Consider the following 20868-nt stretch of genomic DNA (forward strand, 5'->3'; position numbering starts at 1 on the left):
TCACACGATGTCGAGGTAGAGCTCGGTCTGCTCCTCGGGGCCGAGCCCGGCCATGTAGTGCAGCTCCTGCCGCTTGGTGGCGAGGAAGTTGGTGATCAGCTCGGGCGCGAAGATGCGCGCGATCTCGGGGCTGGTGGCAAAGGCGTCGACCGCCGCGGCCCAGCTGTCGGGCAGCTGCGGCAGCGCCTGCTGGTAGGCGTTGCCGGTGATCGGCGGCGGCGGCTCGGCGGCGTCCTCGATCCCGTTCAGCGCGGCGCCGAGGATGGCGGTGATGAGCAGGTAGGGGTTGATGTCGCCGCCCGCGACGCGGTGCTCGATCCGCCGCGCGGCGGGGCTGCCCGAGGGGATGCGCAGCGCGGTGGTGCGGTTCTCGTAGGCCCAGGCGATGCCAGTGGGGGCGTGGGCGCCGGGGACCAGCCGGTCGTAGCTGGTGGCGTGCGGCGCCAGGATCAGCATCGAGCCCGGCATGGCGGCGAGGCAGCCGGCCACCGCGTGGCGCAGCGCGGCCGACCCCTGCGGCGTGCCGTCGTCGAAGATGTTGCGCCCCTCCGCGTCGAGGATCGAGAAATGCGTGTGCAGCCCGTTGCCGGAATATTCCGGGTAGGGCTTGGCCATGAAGCTGGCGGCGAAGCCGTGCCGGCGCGCGAGCCCGCTGACCAGGAGCTTGAAGAACCAGGCGTCGTCCGCGGCCTTGAGCGCGTCGGACTGGTGCATCAGGTTGATCTCGAACTGCCCCGGCCCGGCCTCGGAGATGGTGGTGTCGGCGGGAATGTCCATCGCCTCGCAAGCGTCGTAGAGCGCGGTGAAGAAGGCGTCCCAGGCGTCGAGCTGGCGCAGCGCGAGGATCTCGGCCTGGTGGCGGCGCTTGCCCGAGCGCGGGCTGGGCGGCACCCGCAGCTCCTTGCCGCGGTCGTCGATCAGGTAGAACTCCATCTCGGTCGCCACCACCGGCGTCAGGCCGCGGGCGGTGTAGCGCTCGACCACGCGGGCCAGCGCCTGGCGCGGGTCGCCGGCGAAGGGGCGGCCGTCCTCGTGGAACATCCAGATCGGCAGGAGCGCGGTGGGCGCGTCGATCCAGGGCATCGGGACGAAGCCGCGCTCGGTCGGCTTGAGGATGCCGTCGGGGTCGCCGGCGGCGAAGACCAGCGGGCTGTCGTCGATGTCCTCGCCCCAGATGTCGAGGTTCAGCACCGAGAAGGGAAAGCGCGTCCCCTCGGTGATCGCCTTGTCGGCGTAGCGGCGCGGGATGCGCTTGCCGCGGGGCTGGCCGTTGAGGTCGGCGGCAGCCACGCGAATGGAGCGCACCTCGGGGTGCTCGAGAAGATAGTCGTCCGTCATCTTATGACCTGGGGCCTGATGCGAAGGCGCTGCCGGCGCTCGGCGGGCAGGTGCCGGTTGAGGCGCGTGTTGATCGCGCCGAAAACCCAGATGATGACCAGCGTCAGGGCGACGAAGTAGAGCGCCACGATCGGGTAGGGGATGAAAGGGTTGAAGGTGCGGTCGGCGAAGTAGTTGGCGTAGTAGAGCGCGTCGCCCTGCTGCCGGAAGGCGGGGAAGGACGAGAAGAACACCAGCGCGGTGGACTGGAACAGGAAGATCGCCTCGTTGGTGTAGGCGGGCCAGGCCAGCCGCATGGTGGTGGGGAACACGACGCGGCGGAACTTGGCCCAGCCCGACAGGCCGTAGGCGTCGGCGGCCTCGAGGTCGCCCCGGGGCACCGAGCGCAGCGCGCCGTAGAAGATCTCGGCGGCGTAGGCCGAGGTGTTGAGGAACAGCACGATCAGCGCGCCGAGCCAGGCGCGCGAGAACCAGCGCGTCTCGGCCGCGATCTCGATGCCGAGGAGCGTGAACTCGATGCCGACGCGGGGCAGCATCACGAAGGCCTCGTAGGCCATGAAGAACTGGATGAAGAGCGGCGAGCCGCGGAACACGAAGATGAACCATTCGGCGGGCTTGCGCACCAGCCAGCGGCGCGACGCCTTGGCCACCGCGAGGGCCACGGCGAAGAAGAAGCCGAAGGCGAGCGCGAGTACACCGAAATAGACGTTCCAGATCATGCCCGAGCCGATCAGCACGATCTGTTCGCACAGCGTGATCTCGGATTGCGGCAGGAGGCGCTCGCCGATCCCGAGCGAGCGCAGGGCATAGGCCTGTATCGCCTCGGCGCAGGTCATCGCGCGGCCTCCGGGTCGGGCAAGACCCTTGCAAGGGTCTTGCCACGCCCTTGCAAGGGCGTTGCCAGAGCCTTGCAAGGCTCTGGCCGGTTTCTTGCAAGAAACCGGCGCGGCGGGGTCCGGTGAGTCATGCCGCGGCCTTTCTGAGCTCTTCGCCCGCCGCGGTGGCCTGCCCGTGCGACAGGCGCCGGGTGAGCCGGCCGAGCACGATCTCGGAGACCCGCGTGAAGCAGAGGTAGAAGACGAGGAGGCCGAGGAAGTACCAGAAGCGCCAGTCGGGGTGCGGGTACTGGTAGGCCGAGGTCCGGCTGCCGCCCAGTTCGCGGGCCCAGTAGACGATGTCCTCGATGCCGAGCAGGAACAGCAGCGGCGTGGCCTTGATCAGGATCATCCAGATGTTCGACAGGCCGGGCAGGGCGTAGATCCACATCTGCGGGACCAGCACGCGCCAGAACACCTGCCGGCGCGACATGCCGTAGGCCTCTGCGGTCTCCAGCTGCGGCCGGGGCACCGCCCGCATCGCGCCGAACAGGACGTTGCCGCAGAACGCGCCGAAGACGATGGCGTAGGTGAACACCGCCAGCGCGAAACCGTAGGCCTCGTGCACCCATTGCGGCGCGTTGCCCGCGGGCGTGCGCGCCTCGGGGCAGACGAGGAAGTTCGCGCCCTGCCGGATCGGGTCCGTCCAGTCGGGGCAGGAGATGCGGTGGCGGGCGTACTCGATGGCCTGGTCGAGCACGAGCACGAAGAACAGGAAGAACACGATGTCCGGCACGCCGCGGACCATGGCGGTGTAGAGCTTGCCGGCCCAGGCCAGGGGCGGCACGTGGCTGCGCGACGCGGCGGCGGCGGCGAAGCCGAAGGCGAGCGAGACCGGGGCGGTGACGGCGAGCAGCGCGAAGACCACCAGGAAGGACTGGTAGAACAGCATGTGCGCGCCGTTGGTCAGGTAGCAGCCGAACCAGCGGGCCGTGTCGAGGGTCGAGGGGTCGGTGCAGTACTCGAACATGCGGGGGCCTTGCGGCGGCGGTCTTGCGTATTTGGGGAAAGATGAAGCGGCAGGAGGGAAGGGCGGGGGCGGGCGCCGGGCCCGCCCCCGTCCGGTCGGGTCAGGTCACCAGGTGGCGGCCTCGGGGCCGAACCACTCGAGGATCAGCGCGTTCAGGGTGCCGTCCTCCTTCATCGCGGTGATCGCCGCGTTGAAGGCGGCCAGCCGTTCGTCGCCCTCGCGCAGCGCCATGCCGACGCCGCCGCCCAGTTGAACGGGCTCGCCCACGATCATCAGGTCGGCGTCCTCGTCGGCGATTGGCAGCAGGTAGTCGCCGTCGGCGAAGACCGCGTCGGCCTCGCCGTTGCGCACCGCGGCCACGGTCTCGTCCGGGGTGGCGAACTCGATCAGGGTCGCGCCCGAGGCGGCGATGTAGCCGGCCTGGATGGTGTTGGTCTGGGCCGCGATCACGCCGCCCGCCAGGTCGGCATCCTCGCTCAGCGCCATGAACAGCGACGAGGCCGGCGGGATGTAGGGCTGGGTGAAGTCGACGACTTCCTCGCGCTCCTCGGTGATCGACATGCCGGCGATGATGGTGTCGTAGTTGCCCGAGGTCAGGTTCGGGATGATCGAATCCCAGTCGTTGGTGACCCATTCGCAGGTCAGCTCGGCGCGGGCGCAGAGCTCGTCGCCGAGCGCGCGCTCGAAGCCGTCGACCTCGCCGTTGTCATTGATGAAGTTGTACGGAGGGTAGGCGCCCTCCGTGCCCATGCGGACGACATCCTGCGCGGCGGCGGCGCCGGCGGAGATCGCCAGCAGGCTGGCAGTCAGGATCAGGTATTTCATCGGTATCTCCCTGGAGTTTTCGGGTGGTCTTGCCTCAGTCTCACGCCGCCTGGCTGTGGCTGAGGAACTGTTGCAGGCGCTCGGAGCTGGGCGCGCCGAACAGCGCGTCGGGCGGGCCCTCCTCCTCGATCTTCCCCTGGTGGAGGAAGATGGTGTGGGTCGACAGGTCGCGCGCCATGCGCATGTCGTGGGTGACGAGGATCATGGTGCGCCCCTCCTCGGCCAGCGCCCGGATCACGCGCACCACCTCCTGTTCCAGCTCGGGGTCGAGCGCGGAGGTGGGTTCGTCGAACAGCAGCGCCCGCGGCTCCATGCACAGCGCGCGGGCGATCGCGGCGCGCTGCTGCTGGCCGCCCGACAGCTGCGCCGGCCAGGCATCGCATTTCTCGCCGATGCCGACCTTGTCGAGATAGGCGCGGGCGCGGTCCTCGACCTCGGCGCGGTCCTGGCCTAGCACGGTGACGGGGGCCTCCATGACGTTCTGCAGGATCGTCATGTGGGACCAGAGGTTGAACTGCTGGAACACCATCGACAGGTTGGTGCGGATGCGGCGCACCTGCTCGGCGTCGGCGGGGCGCCGGTGGTGGCCCGTGCCCTTCCAGTGGACCGGTTCGCCCTCGAAGATGATGTCGCCCTTCTGGCTGTCCTCGAGCAGGTTGGCGCAGCGCAGCAGCGTGGACTTGCCCGACCCAGACGAGCCGATCAGCGACACCACGTCGCCCGCCCGCGCGGCCAGGTCGACCCCGCGCAGCACCTCCAGCGTGCCGAAACTCTTGTGCAGGCCGGTGATCTGGATGACCGGCGGTGTGGCAGACATGCGGGCCCCGTCCCTGTCTTGGTCTGCGGATTTGTGCCGATGGAACGCGCAAATGCAACGGTCTTGTGCAGGCTGACCTTGGGGAAACGCGCCTGCCGAGGCCGAATCGCGGGCGATTGGTCAGGGATTGGGCGGGATCGGGACGGCCCGGTAGGCGTCGGCGCCGATCTCGACCACGCCGCGCAGCCCCAGCGCGGACAGGGTGGCGGGCGGCAGGGCGGCCAGCGCCTCGGCCAGCGCGGCGCGGATCGGGCCGGGGTCGCGGGTGGCCGCCGTGACGTAGGGCAGGGCCGGGGTCGGCGCCGTCCGGTCGATCTCGAGGCCCGCGTCGGCGCCGTCGAAGCGCAGGAGCAGGCGCCAGGTCTGGGCGTCGATGGCGGCCAGGTCGGCGGCGCCCGTCGCCACCGCCCGGGCCGAGGCGGCGTGGCTTCCGGTCAGCGTCACCGGCCCGGGCGCAATGCCCCGCCCGCCCATCCAGGCGTGCAGCGCCGCCCAGCCCGACTGGCTGAGCGGGTCGTTGACGGCCAGGCGCGGGCGCGGCGGCAGGCGGCCGTCCCGGGCCAGCACGACGGAATTGTAGTGGCCGGCCGGGCAGCCGGGCAGCGCGAAGTCCGGCGTCGCCACGAGGCTCACGGTCCCGTGCAGCCGGGCGCGGAAGGGCAGGCCGCAGGTCTGCGCGAAGACGAGGCCGGGGTCGGTCCAGACCGCCCACGGATCGCGGTCGCGGGTCAACGCCTCGGGCGCGTCGATGCCCCGGCGGCGGAGCGCGTCGCGGATGGCGGCCCAGAGCGCGTCGGTCTCGGCGCGCAACTCGGGGCGGTCGTACATCGGCAGGGCGGCGATCATGGCCGCGCGCTCAGTCGCCGTAATGGGCGTCCTCGACCCGTTTCCGGGCGAGGTTCGAGTCGCGGTCGTTCACGCCCAGCATGGGCGCGATCATCCGCAGGAGCGAATCCTCCTCGCTGTCGCGCGCGCCGTCGGCCAGCACGATGAACCACAGCGCCTCGATGACATGGACGCGGTCCTCGTAAGGGACGCTGTCCTTGATCGCGCGGGTGAAGCGGACGGTGTCGGGCGCCTCGGCCTCGAGCCGTTCGGATTCGGCCCGCAGCGCGGCGGCCTCGGCGTCGGACAGGCCGTAGCGGTGGGCAAGCACGCGGTCGATCTGGGCCTGCTCGATGCCGGCATAATCGCCGTCCGAGCGGGCGATGCGGACCAGCAGCGCGCCGAGCGCCAGCCGGGCGTCGTCGTAGGGCAGGGGTTCGGGGTCGGGCGCCGTGAGGCGGCGGAGGAGGTCGCTGAACATGGGGTCCGATATAGGATGGCCGGGGCGGGGTGGAAAGCGCGGGCTCAGGGGATGCGGATCGTCCCCTCGGCGATCTTCACCGCCGACCCCGCGACGCGGATCGCGGCGATCGCGCCGGCGTCGACGTCGACGGTCAGGCGCAGGTCCGACGGGCGGCCCATCTCGACGCCCTGTCGCAGCCGCAGCGTGGTGGTGCCGCCGGGCAGCGCCCCGTTGGCCAGCAGCTGCCCCGCGAGGATCGCGGTGGCCGATCCTGTGGCCGGGTCCTCGGGGATGCCGGCGGTGGGTGAGAACATGCGCGACCGGATGCCTTCGGGCGTGGCGGTGTAGAGATAGGCGCTGTCGACCCGCGCCGCGGCCATCAGTTCGGACCAGACGGGCTCGATGGGGCGGGCGGCGGCCAGCGTGTCCAGGTCGGTGACGGGGACGTAGAGGAAGGCCGGGCCGCCCTGCCAGACGCCGGGGTCGTGCGGGCCGATGCGGGCCGGGGTCAGGTCGAGCGCGGCGGCGATCAGCGCGTGGGGCGGTACGGGGGCGTGGCGGACGGGAAGCCTCGGGGCGGTGAACTCGGCCAGCGTCGCGCCGCCGTCGCGGGTGATGGTGACGGGCACGAGGCCCGCGACCTCCTCCAGCGTGATCTCGCTGGCCGTGTCGCCGGCGAGGTGGAGGGCGCAGCCGATGGTCGGGTGGCCGGCGAAGGGGATTTCCGCCGTGGGAAAGAAGATGCGCACCTTGGCGGTGTGGGCCGGGTCGTCCGGGGGCTGGACGAAGATCGTTTCCGACAGGTTGAACTGTCGGGCCAGGGTCTGCATCTGCGCCGTCGTCAGGCCGCCCGCGCCCTCGACGATGGCGAGCGGGTTGCCGGTGAAGGGCGTCGTGGTGAACACGTCGTAGATGTGGAAGCGAAGCATGGCGCGGTCCCTGCCGTGGGTCGGGGCCGAGGGGACCACCGCGGGGCGGCGGTGGCAAGGGGGCGTTTTCCTGCGGGAAAACGATGGCGCGAAGCCGCAGCTTCGCGGGACGGAAAACTGCGGTTTTCCGCAACCGGCCCGCGAATCCTTTGACAGCCCGGCGCCCGCGCGGTATGAATTGAACAAGCGTTCAATTAACGGGAGGGTTGGCGCCATGTTTCTCGGTTCGATGACCTTCGACCTGGGCGACGAGGTCAATGCGCTGCGCGAGATGGTGCACCGCTGGGCGCAGGAGCGGGTGAAGCCGCTGGCCGCCGAGACCGACCAGACCAACCAGTTCCCCAACCAGCTGTGGCGCGAGATGGGGGAGCTCGGGCTTCTCGGCATCACGGTGGATGAAGAGTATGGCGGGGCCGGCATGGGCTACCTCGCCCATATCGTCGCGGTGGAGGAAATCAGCCGCTGCTCGGCCTCGATCGGGCTCAGCTACGGGGCGCACTCCAACCTCTGCGTGAACCAGATCAAGCTGAACGGCACGGCGGAGCAGAAGGCGAAATACCTGCCCGGGCTGATCTCGGGCGAGCATGTCGGCGCGCTGGCCATGTCCGAGGCGGGCGCGGGGTCGGACGTGGTGGGCATGAAGCTGCGGGCCGAGAAACGGAACGACCGCTACGTCCTGAACGGCACGAAATACTGGATCACCAACGGGCCGGACGCCGACACGCTGGTCGTCTATGCCAAGACCGACCCCGAGGCGGGATCGAAGGGGATCACCGCCTTCCTGATCGAGAAGACGATGAAGGGCTTCTCCACCTCGCCGCATTTCGACAAGCTCGGGATGCGCGGGTCGAACACGGCGGAACTGATCTTCGACGACGTCGAGGTGCCGTTCGAGAACGTGCTGGGCGAGGAGGGCAAGGGCGTGCGCGTGCTGATGTCGGGCCTCGACTACGAGCGCGTGGTGCTGTCGGGGGTCAACATCGGGATCATGGCGGGCTGCCTCGACGAGGTGATGCCCTACATGCGCGACCGCCACCAGTTCGGCCAGCCGATCGGGAATTTCCAGCTGATGCAGGGCAAGATCGCGGACATGTACACCGCGATGAACTCGGCCCGCGCCTATGCCTACGAGGTCGCCAAGGCCTGCGACCGGGGCGAGGTGACGCGGGCGGACGCGGCGGCCTGCGTGCTCTACGCCTCCGAGGAGGGGATGAAGGTCGCCCACCAGGCGGTGCAGGCGATGGGCGGCGCGGGGTTCCTGGCCGACGCGCCGGTGGCCCGCATGTTCCGCGACGCCAAGCTGATGGAGATCGGCGCCGGCACGTCGGAGATCCGGCGGATGCTGGTCGGGCGCGAACTGATGGCGGCGATGGGGTGAGGGGCGATGCGGCGCGGGCTGATCCTGCCGCTTGCGGGGCTGGTGACCGCCGCGGGGGCCTTCGGGCTCTGGCAGGGGCTGCGGGCCGTGCCGCCGACCGAGACCGAGATCATCCTGGCCGCGGCGGCCCGCTACGTCGCCGAGACCGGCGGGGCCGCGACCGACTGCGCGGGGCGGCCCGCGGCGGTCGAGGGGGTGCGGCTGGTGGTGACCTGCGGCGCGGACTGGGCGCTGGCGGTGGACCTGTGGGGGCGGCCGGTGGCGCTGCCCGGCGCGGGGCCGCGGACATGAGGGCGGCGGCGCTCATCGCGCTTGCGCTCTTCGCCGCGCCGGCGGGGGCCGGGGCGCTGGAGGGGTTCGACACCTGCTTCGCCCGCGCCATCGCGCATTTCGAGATGGAGGCGGCGCGGCTCGGCACCGCGGGCTTGGTCGAGGATTTCGAGCTGGTCACGCGCGACCGGGTGCACCACTGCGGCTCGCTCGCCATCGTCGCCTGCGACCGGGGCCCGGAGCCGCAGGCCTGCCAGCGCCGGCTCGCCGCCGCGCAGCTGGCGCTGCGCGACCGGGTGCTGGCCGGGCTGCCCGCGCCGGAGGACGTGACCGCGGCCGCGCCCTTCGGCGCCGCGCTCTACCCCCGGCTCTGGGCGGTGGCGCGGGGCGCCTCGGCCGGGGACGACTGCGCGGGGGCCGAGGACCCGGTGGCGGCCTGGTGCGAGACGCACGAGGCGCGGCTGCAGCTGACCGAGGCGGTGGCCGCCTGGCAGGTCGCGCGGCTGATCGGGATGGCCGCGCCGGCGGTGGCGCTGGGCTCGGTCGACAGCGCGATGCCCTTTGAGCCGGTGCCCCGGCCGGGGCGGGAGGAGGACGAATGAGGCTGACATCGCAGCTGGTGGCCGGGTCGGAGGAGGCGCGCGCCAACCGCGCCGCGCATCTCGCGGCGCTGGCCGAGATCGAGGCGGCCGCGGCGCTGGCCGCAGCGGGGGGCGGCGACAAGGCGCGCGAGCGGCATGTGAGCCGCGGCAAGATGTTGCCGCGGGACCGGGTGGCGGGGCTGCTCGACCCCGGCTCGCCCTTCCTCGAGGTCGGCGCGACGGCCGGGCACGGCCTGTACGACGGCGCGGCGCCCTGCGGCGGCGTGATCGCGGGGGTGGGGCTCGTCGAAGGCCGGCAGGTGATGGTCGTCTGCAACGACGCGACGGTGAAGGGCGGTACCTACTACCCGGTGACGGTCAAGAAGCACCTGCGCGCCCAGGAGATCGCCGAGGAGTGCCGGCTGCCCTGCGTCTACCTGGTCGACTCGGGCGGCGCCAACCTGCCGAACCAGGACGAGGTGTTCCCCGACCGCGACCATTTCGGGCGCATCTTCTACAACCAGGCGCGGATGAGCGCGGCCGGCATCGCGCAGATCGCGGTGGTGATGGGCTCCTGCACCGCCGGGGGCGCCTATGTGCCGGCCATGTCGGACGTGACCATCATCGTGAAGGAGCAGGGGACGATCTTCCTCGCCGGGCCGCCGCTGGTGAAGGCGGCGACGGGCGAGGTGGTGAGCGCCGAGGAGCTGGGCGGCGGCGACGTGCACACGCGGCTGTCGGGCGTGGCGGATTACCTGGCCGAGGACGATGGGCATGCGCTGGCCCTGGCGCGGCGGGCGGTGCGGTCGCTGGGGGCGGGGGCCGGGCTGAAGCCCGGCCTACCGGGTTTGGGTGGGCGTGCGCCGGCCTACGACCCCGACGAGCTGTTCGACGTGGTGCCGGCGCGGCTGACGACGCCCTACGACATCCGCGAGGTGATCGCGCGGATCGTGGACGACAGCTGGTTCGACGAGTTCAAGCCGCGCTTCGGCGAGACCATCGTGACGGGCTTCGCGCAGGTCATGGGGATGGACGTGGGGATCGTGGCGAACAACGGCGTCCTGTTCTCCGAGTCGGCGCAGAAGGCCGCGCATTTCGTGCAGCTGTGTTCGCAGCGCCGGATCCCGTTGGTGTTCCTGCAGAACATCACCGGCTTCATGGTGGGCCGGAAATACGAGAACGAGGGCATCGCCCGGCACGGCGCCAAGATGGTGACGGCGGTGGCGACGACCGCGGTGCCGAAGATCACCATGCTGGTCGGCGGCAGCTTCGGCGCGGGGAACTACGGGATGGCGGGCCGGGCCTACAGCCCGCGGTTCCTGTGGACCTGGCCCAATTCGCGGATCTCCGTCATGGGCGGCGCGCAGGCGGCGGGCGTGCTGGCCACCGTCAGGCGCGAGGCGATGGAGCGGGCCGGGCAGGACTGGTCGGCCGAGGCCGAGGCCGAGTTCAAGCGGCCCACGATCGAGATGTTCGAGCGGCAGTCGCACCCGCTCTATGCCTCGGCGCGGCTCTGGGACGACGGGGTGGTGGACCCGCGCAAGTCGCGCGAGGTGCTGGCCCTGTCGCTGGCCGCCGCGCTGAACGCGCCGATCGACGAGACGCGGTTCGGCCTGTTCCGGATGTAGGCGCGGGGCGGCGGGCCGGGTTTGCGTATTTGGGGAAAGATGAAGCGGATGGGTCAGAGTCTGGATGAGCTGCGGGCGCGCTACCCCGGCGCGGTCGCCTACCGCTTCGGGGCGAGCCCCGAGGGGTCGGCGGCGCTGCTGGCGCTTGTGCGGGCGGGCAGGAAACGGGCGACCTGCCTCGCCGAGGCGGAGGTCGAGGCGGGCGAGGCGCCGCCCGTGGTCGGGCGCTGCGACATCGCGGTGGATTTCGAGGGCGTGCCGCAGCTGGTGACGCGGACGCTGGAGCTGCGCCGGGTGCGGTTCTGCGACATGACCGAGGAGATGGCGCTGGTCGAGGGCGAGGACGAGGACCTTGCCGGCTGGCGCGAGGGTCACGAGCGGTATTACCGGCGCGCGGGGATCTTCCATCCCGAGATGGGGCTGATCTGGGAGCGCTTCGAGCTGGTGGAGGACCTGGCGTGACCGGCCGGGCGGGGGAGGGGCGCATGTTCCGCAAGATCCTGATCGCGAACCGGGGCGAGATCGCCTGTCGCGTCATCGACACCTGCCGGCGCATGGGCGTGGCCACGGTGGCGGTCCATTCCGACGCCGACGCGGGCGCGCGCCATGTCGCCATGGCGGACGAGGCGGTTCGGATCGGCGGCCCGGCCCCGGCCGACAGCTACCTGCGCGGCGAGGCGATCATCGCGGCGGCGCAGGCCACGGGGGCAGAGGCGATCCATCCGGGCTATGGCTTTTTGTCGGAGAACCCGGATTTCGTCGAGGCGGTGGAGGCGGCGGGGCTGGTGTTCATCGGGCCCTCGGCGGCGGCGATCCGGGCGATGGGGCTGAAGGACGCGGCCAAGCGGCTGATGGCCGAGGCGGGCGTGCCGGTGGTGCCGGGCTACCACGGCGACAACCAGGACCCCGAGCACCTGGCGGGGGCGGCCGACGCCATCGGCTACCCGGTGCTGATCAAGGCGGTGGCGGGCGGCGGCGGCAAGGGGATGCGGCGGGTGGACCGGCCGGCGGACTTCGCCGCGGCGCTGGCCTCGGCGCAGGCGGAGGCAAGGGGGGCCTTCGGCAACGCGGCGGTGCTGGTCGAGAAATACGTGGAGAAGCCGCGCCACATCGAGGTGCAGGTCTTTGGCGACGGCACCCGCGCCGTGCACCTGTTCGAGCGGGACTGCTCGCTGCAGCGGCGCCACCAGAAGGTGATCGAGGAGGCGCCTGCGCCGGGCATGACGGCCGAGATGCGCGAGGCGATGGGGGCGGCCGCCGTGCGTGCGGCCGAGGCCATCGGCTACAGCGGCGCGGGGACGGTGGAGTTCATCGTGGACGGCAGCCGGGGGCTCAGGCCCGACGGGTTCTGGTTCATGGAGATGAACACGCGCCTGCAGGTGGAGCATCCGGTGACGGAAGCCGTCACCGGCGTGGACCTTGTGGAATGGCAGCTGCGGGTCGCGGCCGGCGAGCGGCTGTGGGTCCGGCAGGAAGACCTGGCGATCACCGGCCACGCCTTCGAGGCGCGGCTCTATGCCGAGGACGTGGCGGCGGGGTTCCTGCCCGCGACGGGGCGGCTGGCGCATCTTGCCTTCCCCGAGGGCGTCAGGGCCGACACGGGCGTGCGGACGGGCGACACGATCAGCCCCTGGTACGACCCGATGATCGCCAAGGTGATCGTGCATGGGCCGACGCGGGCGGTCGCGCTGGCGCGGCTGGCGCGCGCGCTCGACCAGACGCAGGTGGCGGGCACGGTGACGAACCTGGCCTTCCTCGCGGCGCTGGCGCGGCATGAGGGGTTTGGCCGGGGCGAGGTGGATACGGGGCTGATCGCGCGTGACCTCGAGGCGCTGACGGCGGAGCGGGAGCCGGATGACCTGGACCGCGCGATGGCGGCGGCGGCGGTGCTGCAGGCGGCGGGGCTGCCCGAGGGGCCGCTGGCGGGGTTCAGCCTGTGGACGCCGTCGCGGGTGCGGGTGGAGCTCGACGGGGTGTCGGGCCTCCTGTGGATGACCGGGCCAGACGCGGCGCAGGTGGTGGTGGACGGGATCGAGCTCGCCGCGTGCCGCGACGCGCAGGGCTGGGCGATCGCGGGGCGCCGGCCGCAGGTGGTGGAGGCGGGGGGCGTGATCCACGTCTTCGCGGGCGGGCGGACGGCCAGCTTCCGCCGGGTCGATCCGCTGGCGCGGGCGGGGGCCGTGGCCGAGGCCGGGAACGTGACGCGGGCGCCGATGCCGGGGCTGGTCCGCGAGGTGACGGTGACGGCGGGGCAGAGGGTCGCGGCGGGCGACCGGCTGGCGGTGATGGAGGCGATGAAGATGGAGCACGTGCTGACGGCCGCCCGCGACGGGGTGGTGGCCGAGGTGCTGACGGCGCCGGGCGCGCAGGTCGAGGCGGGCGCGGCGCTGATCCGGCTGGAGGAGGAGGCATGAGCGGGCAAGACCCTTGCAAGGGTCTTGCGACGCCCTTGCAAGGGCGTGGGCAGAGCCTTGCAAGGCTCTGGCCGGTTTCTTGCAAGAAACCGGTGCGGCGGCCATGATCCGGCTGCACCACGTCCCCTGGGGCCGCTCCTTCCGCGTGCTGTGGCTGCTGCAGGAAATGGGGATCACCCCCGACGAGATCGTCCGCTACCGGATCGGCGACCGGGCGATGCGCGGGGCGGGGCTGCTGGGCGTCTCGCCCGCCGGCCGGATCCCGGCGCTGGAGATCGACGGCATCACCATCTTCGAAAGCGCCGCGATCCTGCAGTATCTCTGCGAGAGCCGCCCGGAGCCCGGCTTCGGCCGCCCGCCCGGCCACCCCGAGCGGGTGCGCTACCTGGAACTGATGGGCTTTGCCGAGACGCAGGCCTCGCTGGTGGAGCAGCTGAACCTCAACCACCTGTTCCTGCGCCCGCCCGCGAAGCCGTCGCCCACCGTGGTCAAGCTCAACACGCTGCGCCTGGCCGACACGCTGCGCGCGCTCGAGGGCATGGTGGAGGGGGAGTACCTCCTGCCGTCGGGGTTCTCGGCGGCGGACGCGATGCTGGGCTTCAACCTCTTCGCCGCGCCCTTCTACGTGAGGATGGACCCGTTCCCCCGTTTGCGCGACTACTGGGGGCGGATCTCGGCGCGGCCGGGGTTCCGGGCGGCCGCGGCGATCGAGGGGCCGCAGGATTTCTATGCGCGGGACTTCTACGAGGTGCCGGGCGATGGGTGACAGGGCCGCCGCGACGCGGTCACGGGGAGGGATCGGCAGATGACCGGGTTCGTGGAGATATTCGAGGTCGGCCCCCGCGACGGGCTGCAGAACGAGAAGCGCCCGATCCCCGCGGCCGAGAAGATCGCGCTGGTCGACGCCCTGTCGGCGGCGGGCTTCCGGCGGATCGAGGTGGCGAGCTTCGTATCCCCGAAATGGGTGCCGCAGATGGCCGACGGGGCCGAGGTGCTGGCCGGCATCGCCCGGGCCGATGGTGTCCGCTACGCGGCGCTGGTGCCGAACATGCAGGGCTACGAGGCCGCCGTCGCGGCCGGGGTGGACGAGATCGCGATCTTCGCCGCGGCTTCGGAGGGGTTCTCGCGCGCCAACATCAACGCCACCATCGCCGAGAGCCTGGAGCGGTTCCGCCCCGTGGTCGCGGCCGCCCGCCACATCGACCTGCCGGTGCGCGGCTACGTCAGCTGCGTCACCGACTGCCCCTATGACGGGCCGGTCGCGCCCGAGGCGGTGGCCCGCGTGGCCGACGCGCTGTTCGCGATGGGCTGCTACGAGATCTCGCTCGGCGACACCATCGGGGCGGGGACGCCCGACAAGATCGCAAGGATGCTCCTGAAGGTGCGCGAGGTGGTGCCGGTGGGGCGGCTGGCCGGGCATTACCATGACACCGGGGGGCGGGCACTGGCCAACATCGACGCGTCCCTGAGCCTCGGGGTGCGGGTGTTCGACGCCGCGGTGGGCGGCCTCGGCGGCTGTCCCTACGCGCCGGGGGCGAAGGGCAACGTGGCGACCGAGGCCGTGGCGCGGCACCTGGAGGCGCTGGGCTACGACACCGGGCTGGACCTGGACGCCGTGGACCGCGCGGCGGCGCTGGCGAGGGGGATGCGCGATGGACACGCTTGAGTTGCAGGTCGACCGGCGCGGGGTGGCCTGGCTGCGCCTGAACCGGCCCGACAAGCACAACGCGATGGACGCCGCGATGATCGCGGAGCTGACCGAGGCGGCCGGCCGGCTCGGGCGCGACCCCGCCGTGCGGGTGGTGGTGCTGACGGGCAACGGGCGGAGTTTCTGCGCCGGCGGCGACCTCGGCTGGATGCGGGCGCAGATGGCGGCCGATGCCGCGACGCGGGCAAGGGAGGCGCGGAGCCTGGCCGGGATGCTGGGCGCGCTCGACCGGATGCCGAAGCCGCTGATCGGGCGGGTGCAGGGGCAGGCCTTCGGCGGCGGCGTCGGGTTGATGAGCGTCTGCGACGTGGCCATCGGCGTGGACAGCGCGAAGTTCGGGCTGACCGAGGTGCGGCTGGGGCTGATCCCGGCGACGATCGGGCCCTATGTGGTGGCCCGCATGGGGGCCGCGCGGGCGCGCCGCGTGTTCTTCTCGGGGCGCGTGTTCGACGCGGCCGAGGCGGTGGCGCTGGGACTTCTGGCCCGGGCGGTGTCGGACGAGGAGTTGGACGCGGCGGTGGAGGCCGAGATCGCGCCCTACCTGAGTGCCGCGCCGGGGGCGGTGGCGGCGGGCAAGCGGCTGGTGGCCGATCTGGCCCCGTCGGTGGACGAGGCGCAGGTTGCGCTGACCATCGAGGCGCTGGTGGCGCGCTGGGAGAGCGCGGAGAGCGCCGAGGGGATCGGGGCCTTCTTCGACAAGCGGAAGGCGGCCTGGGTGGAGTAGGGGTGCCGCGGCGTGGCCGTCGCGGGATGCAGGGATTGCGCCGGCTTCGCCGTCGCCGGGGCGCGCGCCGCTGGCGCGGCGCGGGCGCGAGGTTCGGCCCGCTGTGCGGGGTGGGGATGTGGTTTGGGGGGCTCTGCCCCCCGGCCTGCGGCCTCCCCCCGGAGTATTTGGGAAGCAAAGATGAGGGGGCCTTGGTCCCGGTGAGGGAGGGATGCGCATGAAGGCGGTGTGGTACGAACGGTTCGGGCCGGCGGTGGAGGTGCTGCGCGTCGGCGAGATGCCGGAGCCGGTGGCGGGGCCGGGCGAGGTGCTGGTGCGGCTGCGGGCGTCGGGGGTGAACCCCTCGGACGTGAAGCTGCGCGCCGGCGCGCGGCCGGGGGCGGTGATGGCCTTCCCGCGGATCGTGCCGCATTCGGACGGGGCGGGCGTGATCGAGGCGGTGGGCCCCGGGGTCGACCCGGGGCGCGTGGGCGAGCGGGTCTGGGTCTGGAACGCCGCCTGGCAGCGGGCGATGGGGACGGCGGCGGAGCATGTCGCGCTGCCCGCCGAGCAGGCGGTGCGGCTGCCGGACGGGACCGGCTTCGCCGAAGGGGCCTGTTTCGGCATCCCGGCGATGACGGCCTGGTACGCGGTGATGGGCGACGGGCCGGTGGCGGGGCAGACCATCCTGGTCACGGGTGGCGCGGGCACGGTCGGGCGCTACGCGGTGCAGATGGCGCGGGCGGGGGGTGCGCGGGTGATCGCGACGGTCTCGTCCCCCGAGAAGGGCGCGCATTCCACCGCGGAGGAGTGGATCAACTACCGCGACACCGACGTGGCGGGCGCGGTGATGGACCTGACCGGGGGCGCGGGCGTGGACCGCGTCGTCGAGGTGGATTTCGGGGCGAACCAGGCCGTCGACCTGGCGCTGGTCAAGCCCGGCGGGGTGATCGCCGCCTATGCCAGCGCCGCCGAGATGGTGCCGCGGCTGGAGTTCTACCCCTTCATGTTCAAGAACGTGCGGCTGCACATGCTGATCGTCTACCAGCTGGCGGGCGCGAAGCGGCGCGAGGGGGAGCGCCAGCTGACCGAGTGGCTGGAGGCCGGCGCCCTGACCCATGCCGTGGTGCCGGGCGGCGGGCTGGCCGATTGCGCGGCGGCCCATGACATGGTGGCCGCGGGCGCCAAGCTCGGGACGGTTGTGCTGGACATCTGACCCCGCGCCCGTGCTAGCCTGCCGCAAAACGGGCGGTGCGGCGGGAGGGCCGGAGACCGCGCGAGGGGAGGACATCGCGATGACGGGATACCCGAGCCTTTACGGCACGGTCGAGGTTGCGCCGATCAGCATCACGGAAAAGCTGTTCGAGGGGCTGGTGGGCCGGGAGGCCGAGCCGGCGATCATCGACGGCCCCACGGGCCGCGTTCTGACCGCGGGCGACCTGATCGACCGCATCCGGCGGCTGGCCGGCGGGCTGACCGAGCGCGGCGTGCTGCCGGGCGGGACGGTGGCGATCCTGGCCCCGAACATGCCGGAATACCCGGTCGTGTTCCACGGCGTCGCCTGGGGCGGCGGCACGGTCACCACGCTCAACCCGACCTACACCGCGCCCGAGATCCATCATCAGCTGAACGATTCGGGCGCCGTGATGCTGGTGACCATCCCCGCCTTCGCCGAGGTGGCCCGCGCCGCGGTGGAGGGCACGGGCGTGCGCGACATCGTGGTGATCGGCGGGCAGAACTGCCTGTCGCTCGACGACGTGATGGGGGTGCCGCTGCTGGCCCAGGCGCCGGTGGACGTGGCCGAGCATGTCGTCGTCCTGCCCTATTCCTCGGGCACCACGGGGCGGCCCAAGGGGGTGATGCTGACGCACCGCAACATGGTGGCCAACGTCACCCAGGCGGGCGCGGTGGCGGGCGTCACGGAGAAGGACGTGGCGATCGCCTTCCTGCCCTTCTTCCACATCTACGGCATGACCGTCCTGATGAACCTGTTCCTGCAGCGGCGGGCGAAGCTCGTGACCATGCCGCGCTTCGAGCTGGAGATGTTCCTGCGGCTGATCCAGGACCACCGGGCGACGCGCCTCTACATCGTGCCGCCGGTGGCGCTGGCGCTGGCCAAGCATCCGATGGTGGAGCAGTTCGACGTCTCGAGCGTCGAGGAGATCTTTTCCGGCGCCGCGCCGCTCGGCCCCGAGACCGAGATCGCGGTGGGCGAGCGCTTCGGCGCGCGGTCGGTGCAGGGCTACGGCATGACCGAGATGGCGCCGATCAGCCACATGACCGTGGGCGGCGACGTGCGGCATGGCTCAAGCGGTCGGGCCGTGCCCTCGACCGAGTGCCGGATCGTCGACCCGGTGACGCTGCAGGACGTGCCGTCCGGGCAGGAGGGCGAGCTGTGGGTGCGCGGGCCGCAGGTGATGAAGGGCTACCTCAACAACCCCGAGGCCACCGCGACCACGCTGACGCCGGACGGCTGGCTGCGCACGGGCGACCTCGCGATCATCGACGCCGACGGCTTCATGTTCATCCGCGACCGGCTGAAGGAGCTGATCAAGTACAAGGGCTTCCAGGTGGCGCCGGCCGAGGTGGAGGCCGCGCTCTGCGCACATCCCGGCGTCGCGGACGCGGCCGTGGTGGGCAAGCCCGACGAGGCGGCGGGCGAGGTGCCGGTGGCCTTCGTGGTGCGCGCGCCCGGGTCCGAGGTGGCCGAGGCCGAGCTGCAGGCCCATGTCGAGGGCTGCCTCGCGCATTACAAGCACCCGGGCGAATACCGCTTTGTGCCGAGCGTGCCCAAGAGCGCCTCGGGCAAGATCCTCCGGCGGGAGCTGCGGGCGGGGCTGTAGGCCGCCGGCGGGGGCAGGGAAACCACCCTTGAGGCGCCGCACGCGCCGGGGCACTCTGAAGGCCAGGCCGGTTGGCCGGGGCGGAGGATGGGCGGCGATGCGGGTGGTCTTGGGTGCGATCCTGATGGTGCTGTGGGCGCTTCCCGCGCTGGCGCAGGAGGCCGGCCGCATGACGGTCGAGACCGGCGGGGAAACCCACGGCTTCGTCGCGACGGGTGTCTGGTCCGAGGTCTACGGCTACGCCGCGCCCGCGCTGCAGATCGAGGTCGACGCCGAACACCCCGACGGCACCGTCGTCTACCTGCGCTTCGTCGCGGTGGAGGGGCAGGTGAGCGACATCCTGTTCCGCTTCCGCGAGCCCGACACCGCGGAGGTCTACGGGCGGGAATGGACCGAGGCGCCGGGCTTCCGCGTCACGCTGGCCGAGCTGCGCCGCGAGGGTGACACCGTGGCCGTGTCGGGCGCCTTTCGCGGGCCGATCCTCGACCCCAACGCGCCCGACGGCCGCGCCCGCATCCGGGGCAGTTTCGCCGTGACGCTGGTCGAGCCGATCTGGCCGTCGCGCTGAGGGGCCGCTACCGGCCGCGCTGCATCATCATCTCGTGCACCGCCGCCATGCCGCGGTCGGCCATGGCGCTGACCTCGGCGGCGTGGACCTGCAGGGCCGTGACCAGCTCGGGGTCGGTGCTGGTCTGGGTCACGACGAGGCACGCCTCGGTCATCTCGATGATGGTCTCGATCCGGTCCCCGCGCTGGAAGAAGATGTCGAGCGTCGGGCTCTGGATGAAGATCTGCGGGTCGCGCCCCTCCTCGACGCGGGCGATCATGCCGACCACGTGGGAGGTGAGCGCCGCCATGACCCCGGGGTCGGCCGAGCCGGTGACGGTGCGGATCCCGTCGGGCAGGTTCTCCACGCTGCGGTGGATCGCGGGGAAGTGGTGGAACATCACCGCCAGCTCGGCGCTTTCCTCCGGCGTCGCGTCGAGACCGCGCAGGCCGGGCATCCCCATGCCGCCCGGCCCGTGGCCGTGGGGGCCATGCATCATGCCCATGCCCGTGCCCATCCCGTGGCCCATCATCTGCGCCACCGCGCCGGGGGCCACGGCCCAGAGCAGCCCGCCCGCGACGATCAGGGTGCCGAGGACGGGCAGGGCGAGGCGGCGGACGGACATGGCGGGGGCCTCCGGCTGGGTGATGATTGGCAATGTCATGTAGCACGGCCGGCCCGCGCTGTCGCGCCCTGACCGCGACCGGCAGGCCCCCGTTTTGCCGCACCCCGCCCCGTTGACCCCTTCCGGCGCGGCGCGTAAATCAACCAGCAAGCGACCGGACCGGCCGGGGGGCGCAGCGCGCCGCCGGGCAACAGGCCATTCCAGGGAACGAGCCAAGGGACACCCGATGTCAGAGCTCCTGTCAAACTACGCCCCGATCCTGATCTTCCTGGCCCTTGCGATCGGGCTGGGGCTGGTCCTGATCCTCGCCGCGGTGGTGGTGGCGGTGAAGAACCCCGACCCCGAGAAGCTGTCGGCCTACGAGTGCGGGTTCAACGCCTTCGACGATGCGCGGATGAAGTTCGACGTGCGGTTCTACCTGGTGTCGATCCTGTTCATCATCTTCGACCTCGAAATCGCCTTCCTGTTCCCCTGGGCCGTGGCCTTCCCCGGCCTGTCGGACGTGGCGTTCTGGTCGATGATGGCGTTCCTCGGCGTGCTCACGGTCGGCTTTGCCTATGAATGGAAGAAGGGGGCGCTGGAATGGGAGTGATGACCGGCACCAACACGGCGGGCGTCGACCTCGACGTCAGCGCCGCCGCGCTGAACCGCGACCTGCAGGACAAGGGGTTCCTCGTCACCTCGACCGAGGACATCATCAACTGGGCCCGCACCGGGTCGCTGCACTGGATGACCTTCGGGCTCGCGTGCTGCGCGGTCGAGATGATGCACACCTCGATGCCGCGCTACGACGCCGAACGCTTCGGCATCGCGCCGCGCGCGTCCCCGCGCCAGTCCGACGTGATGATCGTCGCGGGCACGCTGACCAACAAGATGGCGCCGGCGCTGCGCAAGGTCTACGACCAGATGCCCGAGCCCCGCTACGTCATCAGCATGGGCTCCTGCGCCAACGGCGGCGGCTACTACCACTACAGCTACAGTGTGGTGCGCGGCTGCGACCGGATCGTGCCGGTCGACATCTACGTGCCGGGCTGCCCGCCCACGGCCGAGGCGCTGCTCTACGGCATCCTCCAGCTGCAGCGGAAGATCCGCCGCACCGGCACCATCACGCGCTGAACGCCCCCGGGCG

23 protein-coding genes are annotated in these 20868 nt (G+C 71.9%); 14 read left to right on the forward strand and 9 right to left on the reverse strand.

Annotated elements, in window-relative coordinates:
* The 8 genes from HCU73_RS06880 to HCU73_RS06915 form a co-directional block, all read right to left on the reverse strand.
* Entirely contained in the window at positions 1-1338 is a 1338-nt protein-coding gene (locus tag HCU73_RS06880) for a glutamine synthetase family protein (RefSeq protein ID WP_168622691.1), read from the reverse strand.
* Positions 1335-2174, reverse strand: coding sequence for an ABC transporter permease (locus HCU73_RS06885; protein WP_168622692.1), 840 nt, complete (start codon positions 2172-2174; stop codon positions 1335-1337). The genes HCU73_RS06880 and HCU73_RS06885 overlap by 4 nt, the downstream gene beginning before the upstream one ends.
* Before the next feature lie 127 nt (positions 2175-2301).
* Positions 2302-3183 carry an ABC transporter permease gene (locus tag HCU73_RS06890; protein ID WP_168622693.1) on the reverse strand — a complete coding sequence of 294 codons (882 nt, stop codon included), beginning with the start codon at positions 3181-3183 and terminating at the stop codon, positions 2302-2304.
* A 105-nt stretch (positions 3184-3288) separates the two neighbouring features.
* On the reverse strand, positions 3289-4008 hold the full coding sequence (locus HCU73_RS06895) for a transporter substrate-binding domain-containing protein (RefSeq protein WP_168622694.1): 720 nt from the start codon (positions 4006-4008) through the stop codon (positions 3289-3291).
* Between the two features lie 40 nt (positions 4009-4048).
* On the reverse strand, positions 4049-4825 hold the full coding sequence (locus HCU73_RS06900; RefSeq protein WP_168622695.1) for an ABC transporter ATP-binding protein: 777 nt from the start codon (positions 4823-4825) through the stop codon (positions 4049-4051).
* A gap of 120 nt (positions 4826-4945) precedes the next feature.
* Positions 4946-5671: a phosphate/phosphite/phosphonate ABC transporter substrate-binding protein gene (locus tag HCU73_RS06905; RefSeq protein ID WP_168622696.1), complete on the reverse strand. Its 726-nt coding sequence runs from the start codon at positions 5669-5671 to the stop codon at positions 4946-4948.
* A gap of 10 nt (positions 5672-5681) precedes the next feature.
* Positions 5682-6131, reverse strand: a complete 450-nt coding sequence (locus tag HCU73_RS06910) for a tellurite resistance TerB family protein (RefSeq protein WP_168622697.1) — start codon at positions 6129-6131, stop codon at positions 5682-5684.
* Positions 6132-6175: 44 nt separating this feature from the next.
* On the reverse strand, positions 6176-7042 hold the full coding sequence (locus HCU73_RS06915; protein ID WP_168622698.1) for a PhzF family phenazine biosynthesis protein: 867 nt from the start codon (positions 7040-7042) through the stop codon (positions 6176-6178).
* A 214-nt stretch (positions 7043-7256) separates the two neighbouring features.
* Here HCU73_RS06915 and HCU73_RS06920 point away from each other — a divergent pair, with 214 nt between their 5' ends.
* The 12 genes from HCU73_RS06920 to HCU73_RS06975 all read left to right on the forward strand — a co-directional run bounded on the left by HCU73_RS06920 (position 7257) and on the right by HCU73_RS06975 (position 19135).
* On the forward strand, positions 7257-8420 hold the full coding sequence (locus HCU73_RS06920) for an isovaleryl-CoA dehydrogenase (RefSeq protein ID WP_168622699.1): 1164 nt from the start codon (positions 7257-7259) through the stop codon (positions 8418-8420).
* A 6-nt stretch (positions 8421-8426) separates the two neighbouring features.
* Positions 8427-8711, forward strand: coding sequence for a hypothetical protein (locus HCU73_RS06925; protein WP_168622700.1), 285 nt, complete (start codon positions 8427-8429; stop codon positions 8709-8711).
* Complete coding sequence (locus HCU73_RS06930) at positions 8708-9292, forward strand: hypothetical protein (protein WP_168622701.1); 585 nt, start codon at positions 8708-8710, stop codon at positions 9290-9292. The genes HCU73_RS06925 and HCU73_RS06930 overlap by 4 nt, the downstream gene beginning before the upstream one ends.
* Entirely contained in the window at positions 9289-10899 is a 1611-nt protein-coding gene (locus tag HCU73_RS06935; protein ID WP_168622702.1) for a carboxyl transferase domain-containing protein, read from the forward strand. Before HCU73_RS06930 ends, HCU73_RS06935 begins: the two co-directional genes overlap by 4 nt.
* A gap of 48 nt (positions 10900-10947) precedes the next feature.
* Positions 10948-11361: an ASCH domain-containing protein gene (locus HCU73_RS06940; protein ID WP_168622703.1), complete on the forward strand. Its 414-nt coding sequence runs from the start codon at positions 10948-10950 to the stop codon at positions 11359-11361.
* A gap of 23 nt (positions 11362-11384) precedes the next feature.
* Positions 11385-13313 (forward strand): acetyl/propionyl/methylcrotonyl-CoA carboxylase subunit alpha, encoded by a 1929-nt coding sequence (locus HCU73_RS06945; RefSeq protein WP_168622704.1) that lies wholly within the window; start codon positions 11385-11387, stop codon positions 13311-13313.
* A gap of 103 nt (positions 13314-13416) precedes the next feature.
* Positions 13417-14079 (forward strand): glutathione S-transferase family protein, encoded by a 663-nt coding sequence (locus HCU73_RS06950; protein WP_168622705.1) that lies wholly within the window; start codon positions 13417-13419, stop codon positions 14077-14079.
* 39 nt (positions 14080-14118) lie between these two features.
* Complete coding sequence (locus HCU73_RS06955) at positions 14119-14979, forward strand: hydroxymethylglutaryl-CoA lyase (RefSeq protein ID WP_168622706.1); 861 nt, start codon at positions 14119-14121, stop codon at positions 14977-14979.
* On the forward strand, positions 14966-15745 hold the full coding sequence (locus HCU73_RS06960) for a crotonase/enoyl-CoA hydratase family protein (RefSeq protein ID WP_168622707.1): 780 nt from the start codon (positions 14966-14968) through the stop codon (positions 15743-15745). Before HCU73_RS06955 ends, HCU73_RS06960 begins: the two co-directional genes overlap by 14 nt.
* A 217-nt stretch (positions 15746-15962) precedes the next feature.
* Entirely contained in the window at positions 15963-16940 is a 978-nt protein-coding gene (locus HCU73_RS06965) for an NADPH:quinone reductase (protein WP_168622708.1), read from the forward strand.
* A 79-nt stretch (positions 16941-17019) separates the two neighbouring features.
* Positions 17020-18567 carry an AMP-binding protein gene (locus tag HCU73_RS06970; protein WP_168622709.1) on the forward strand — a complete coding sequence of 516 codons (1548 nt, stop codon included), beginning with the start codon at positions 17020-17022 and terminating at the stop codon, positions 18565-18567.
* 97 nt (positions 18568-18664) lie between these two features.
* Positions 18665-19135 (forward strand): hypothetical protein, encoded by a 471-nt coding sequence (locus tag HCU73_RS06975; protein ID WP_168622710.1) that lies wholly within the window; start codon positions 18665-18667, stop codon positions 19133-19135.
* A gap of 7 nt (positions 19136-19142) precedes the next feature.
* Here HCU73_RS06975 and HCU73_RS06980 read toward each other — a convergent pair whose 3' ends face one another.
* Positions 19143-19739, reverse strand: a complete 597-nt coding sequence (locus HCU73_RS06980; RefSeq protein ID WP_239025473.1) for a hypothetical protein — start codon at positions 19737-19739, stop codon at positions 19143-19145.
* Positions 19740-19965: 226 nt separating this feature from the next.
* Here HCU73_RS06980 and HCU73_RS06985 point away from each other — a divergent pair, with 226 nt between their 5' ends.
* Positions 19966-20331, forward strand: coding sequence for an NADH-quinone oxidoreductase subunit A (locus HCU73_RS06985; protein WP_168622711.1), 366 nt, complete (start codon positions 19966-19968; stop codon positions 20329-20331).
* Entirely contained in the window at positions 20322-20855 is a 534-nt protein-coding gene (locus tag HCU73_RS06990; RefSeq protein ID WP_168622712.1) for a NuoB/complex I 20 kDa subunit family protein, read from the forward strand. Before HCU73_RS06985 ends, HCU73_RS06990 begins: the two co-directional genes overlap by 10 nt.
* Positions 20856-20868 lie beyond the last annotated feature (13 nt).

This window comes from Roseicyclus persicicus, from assembly GCF_012395815.1.
Classification (GTDB): domain Bacteria; phylum Pseudomonadota; class Alphaproteobacteria; order Rhodobacterales; family Rhodobacteraceae; genus Roseicyclus; species Roseicyclus persicicus.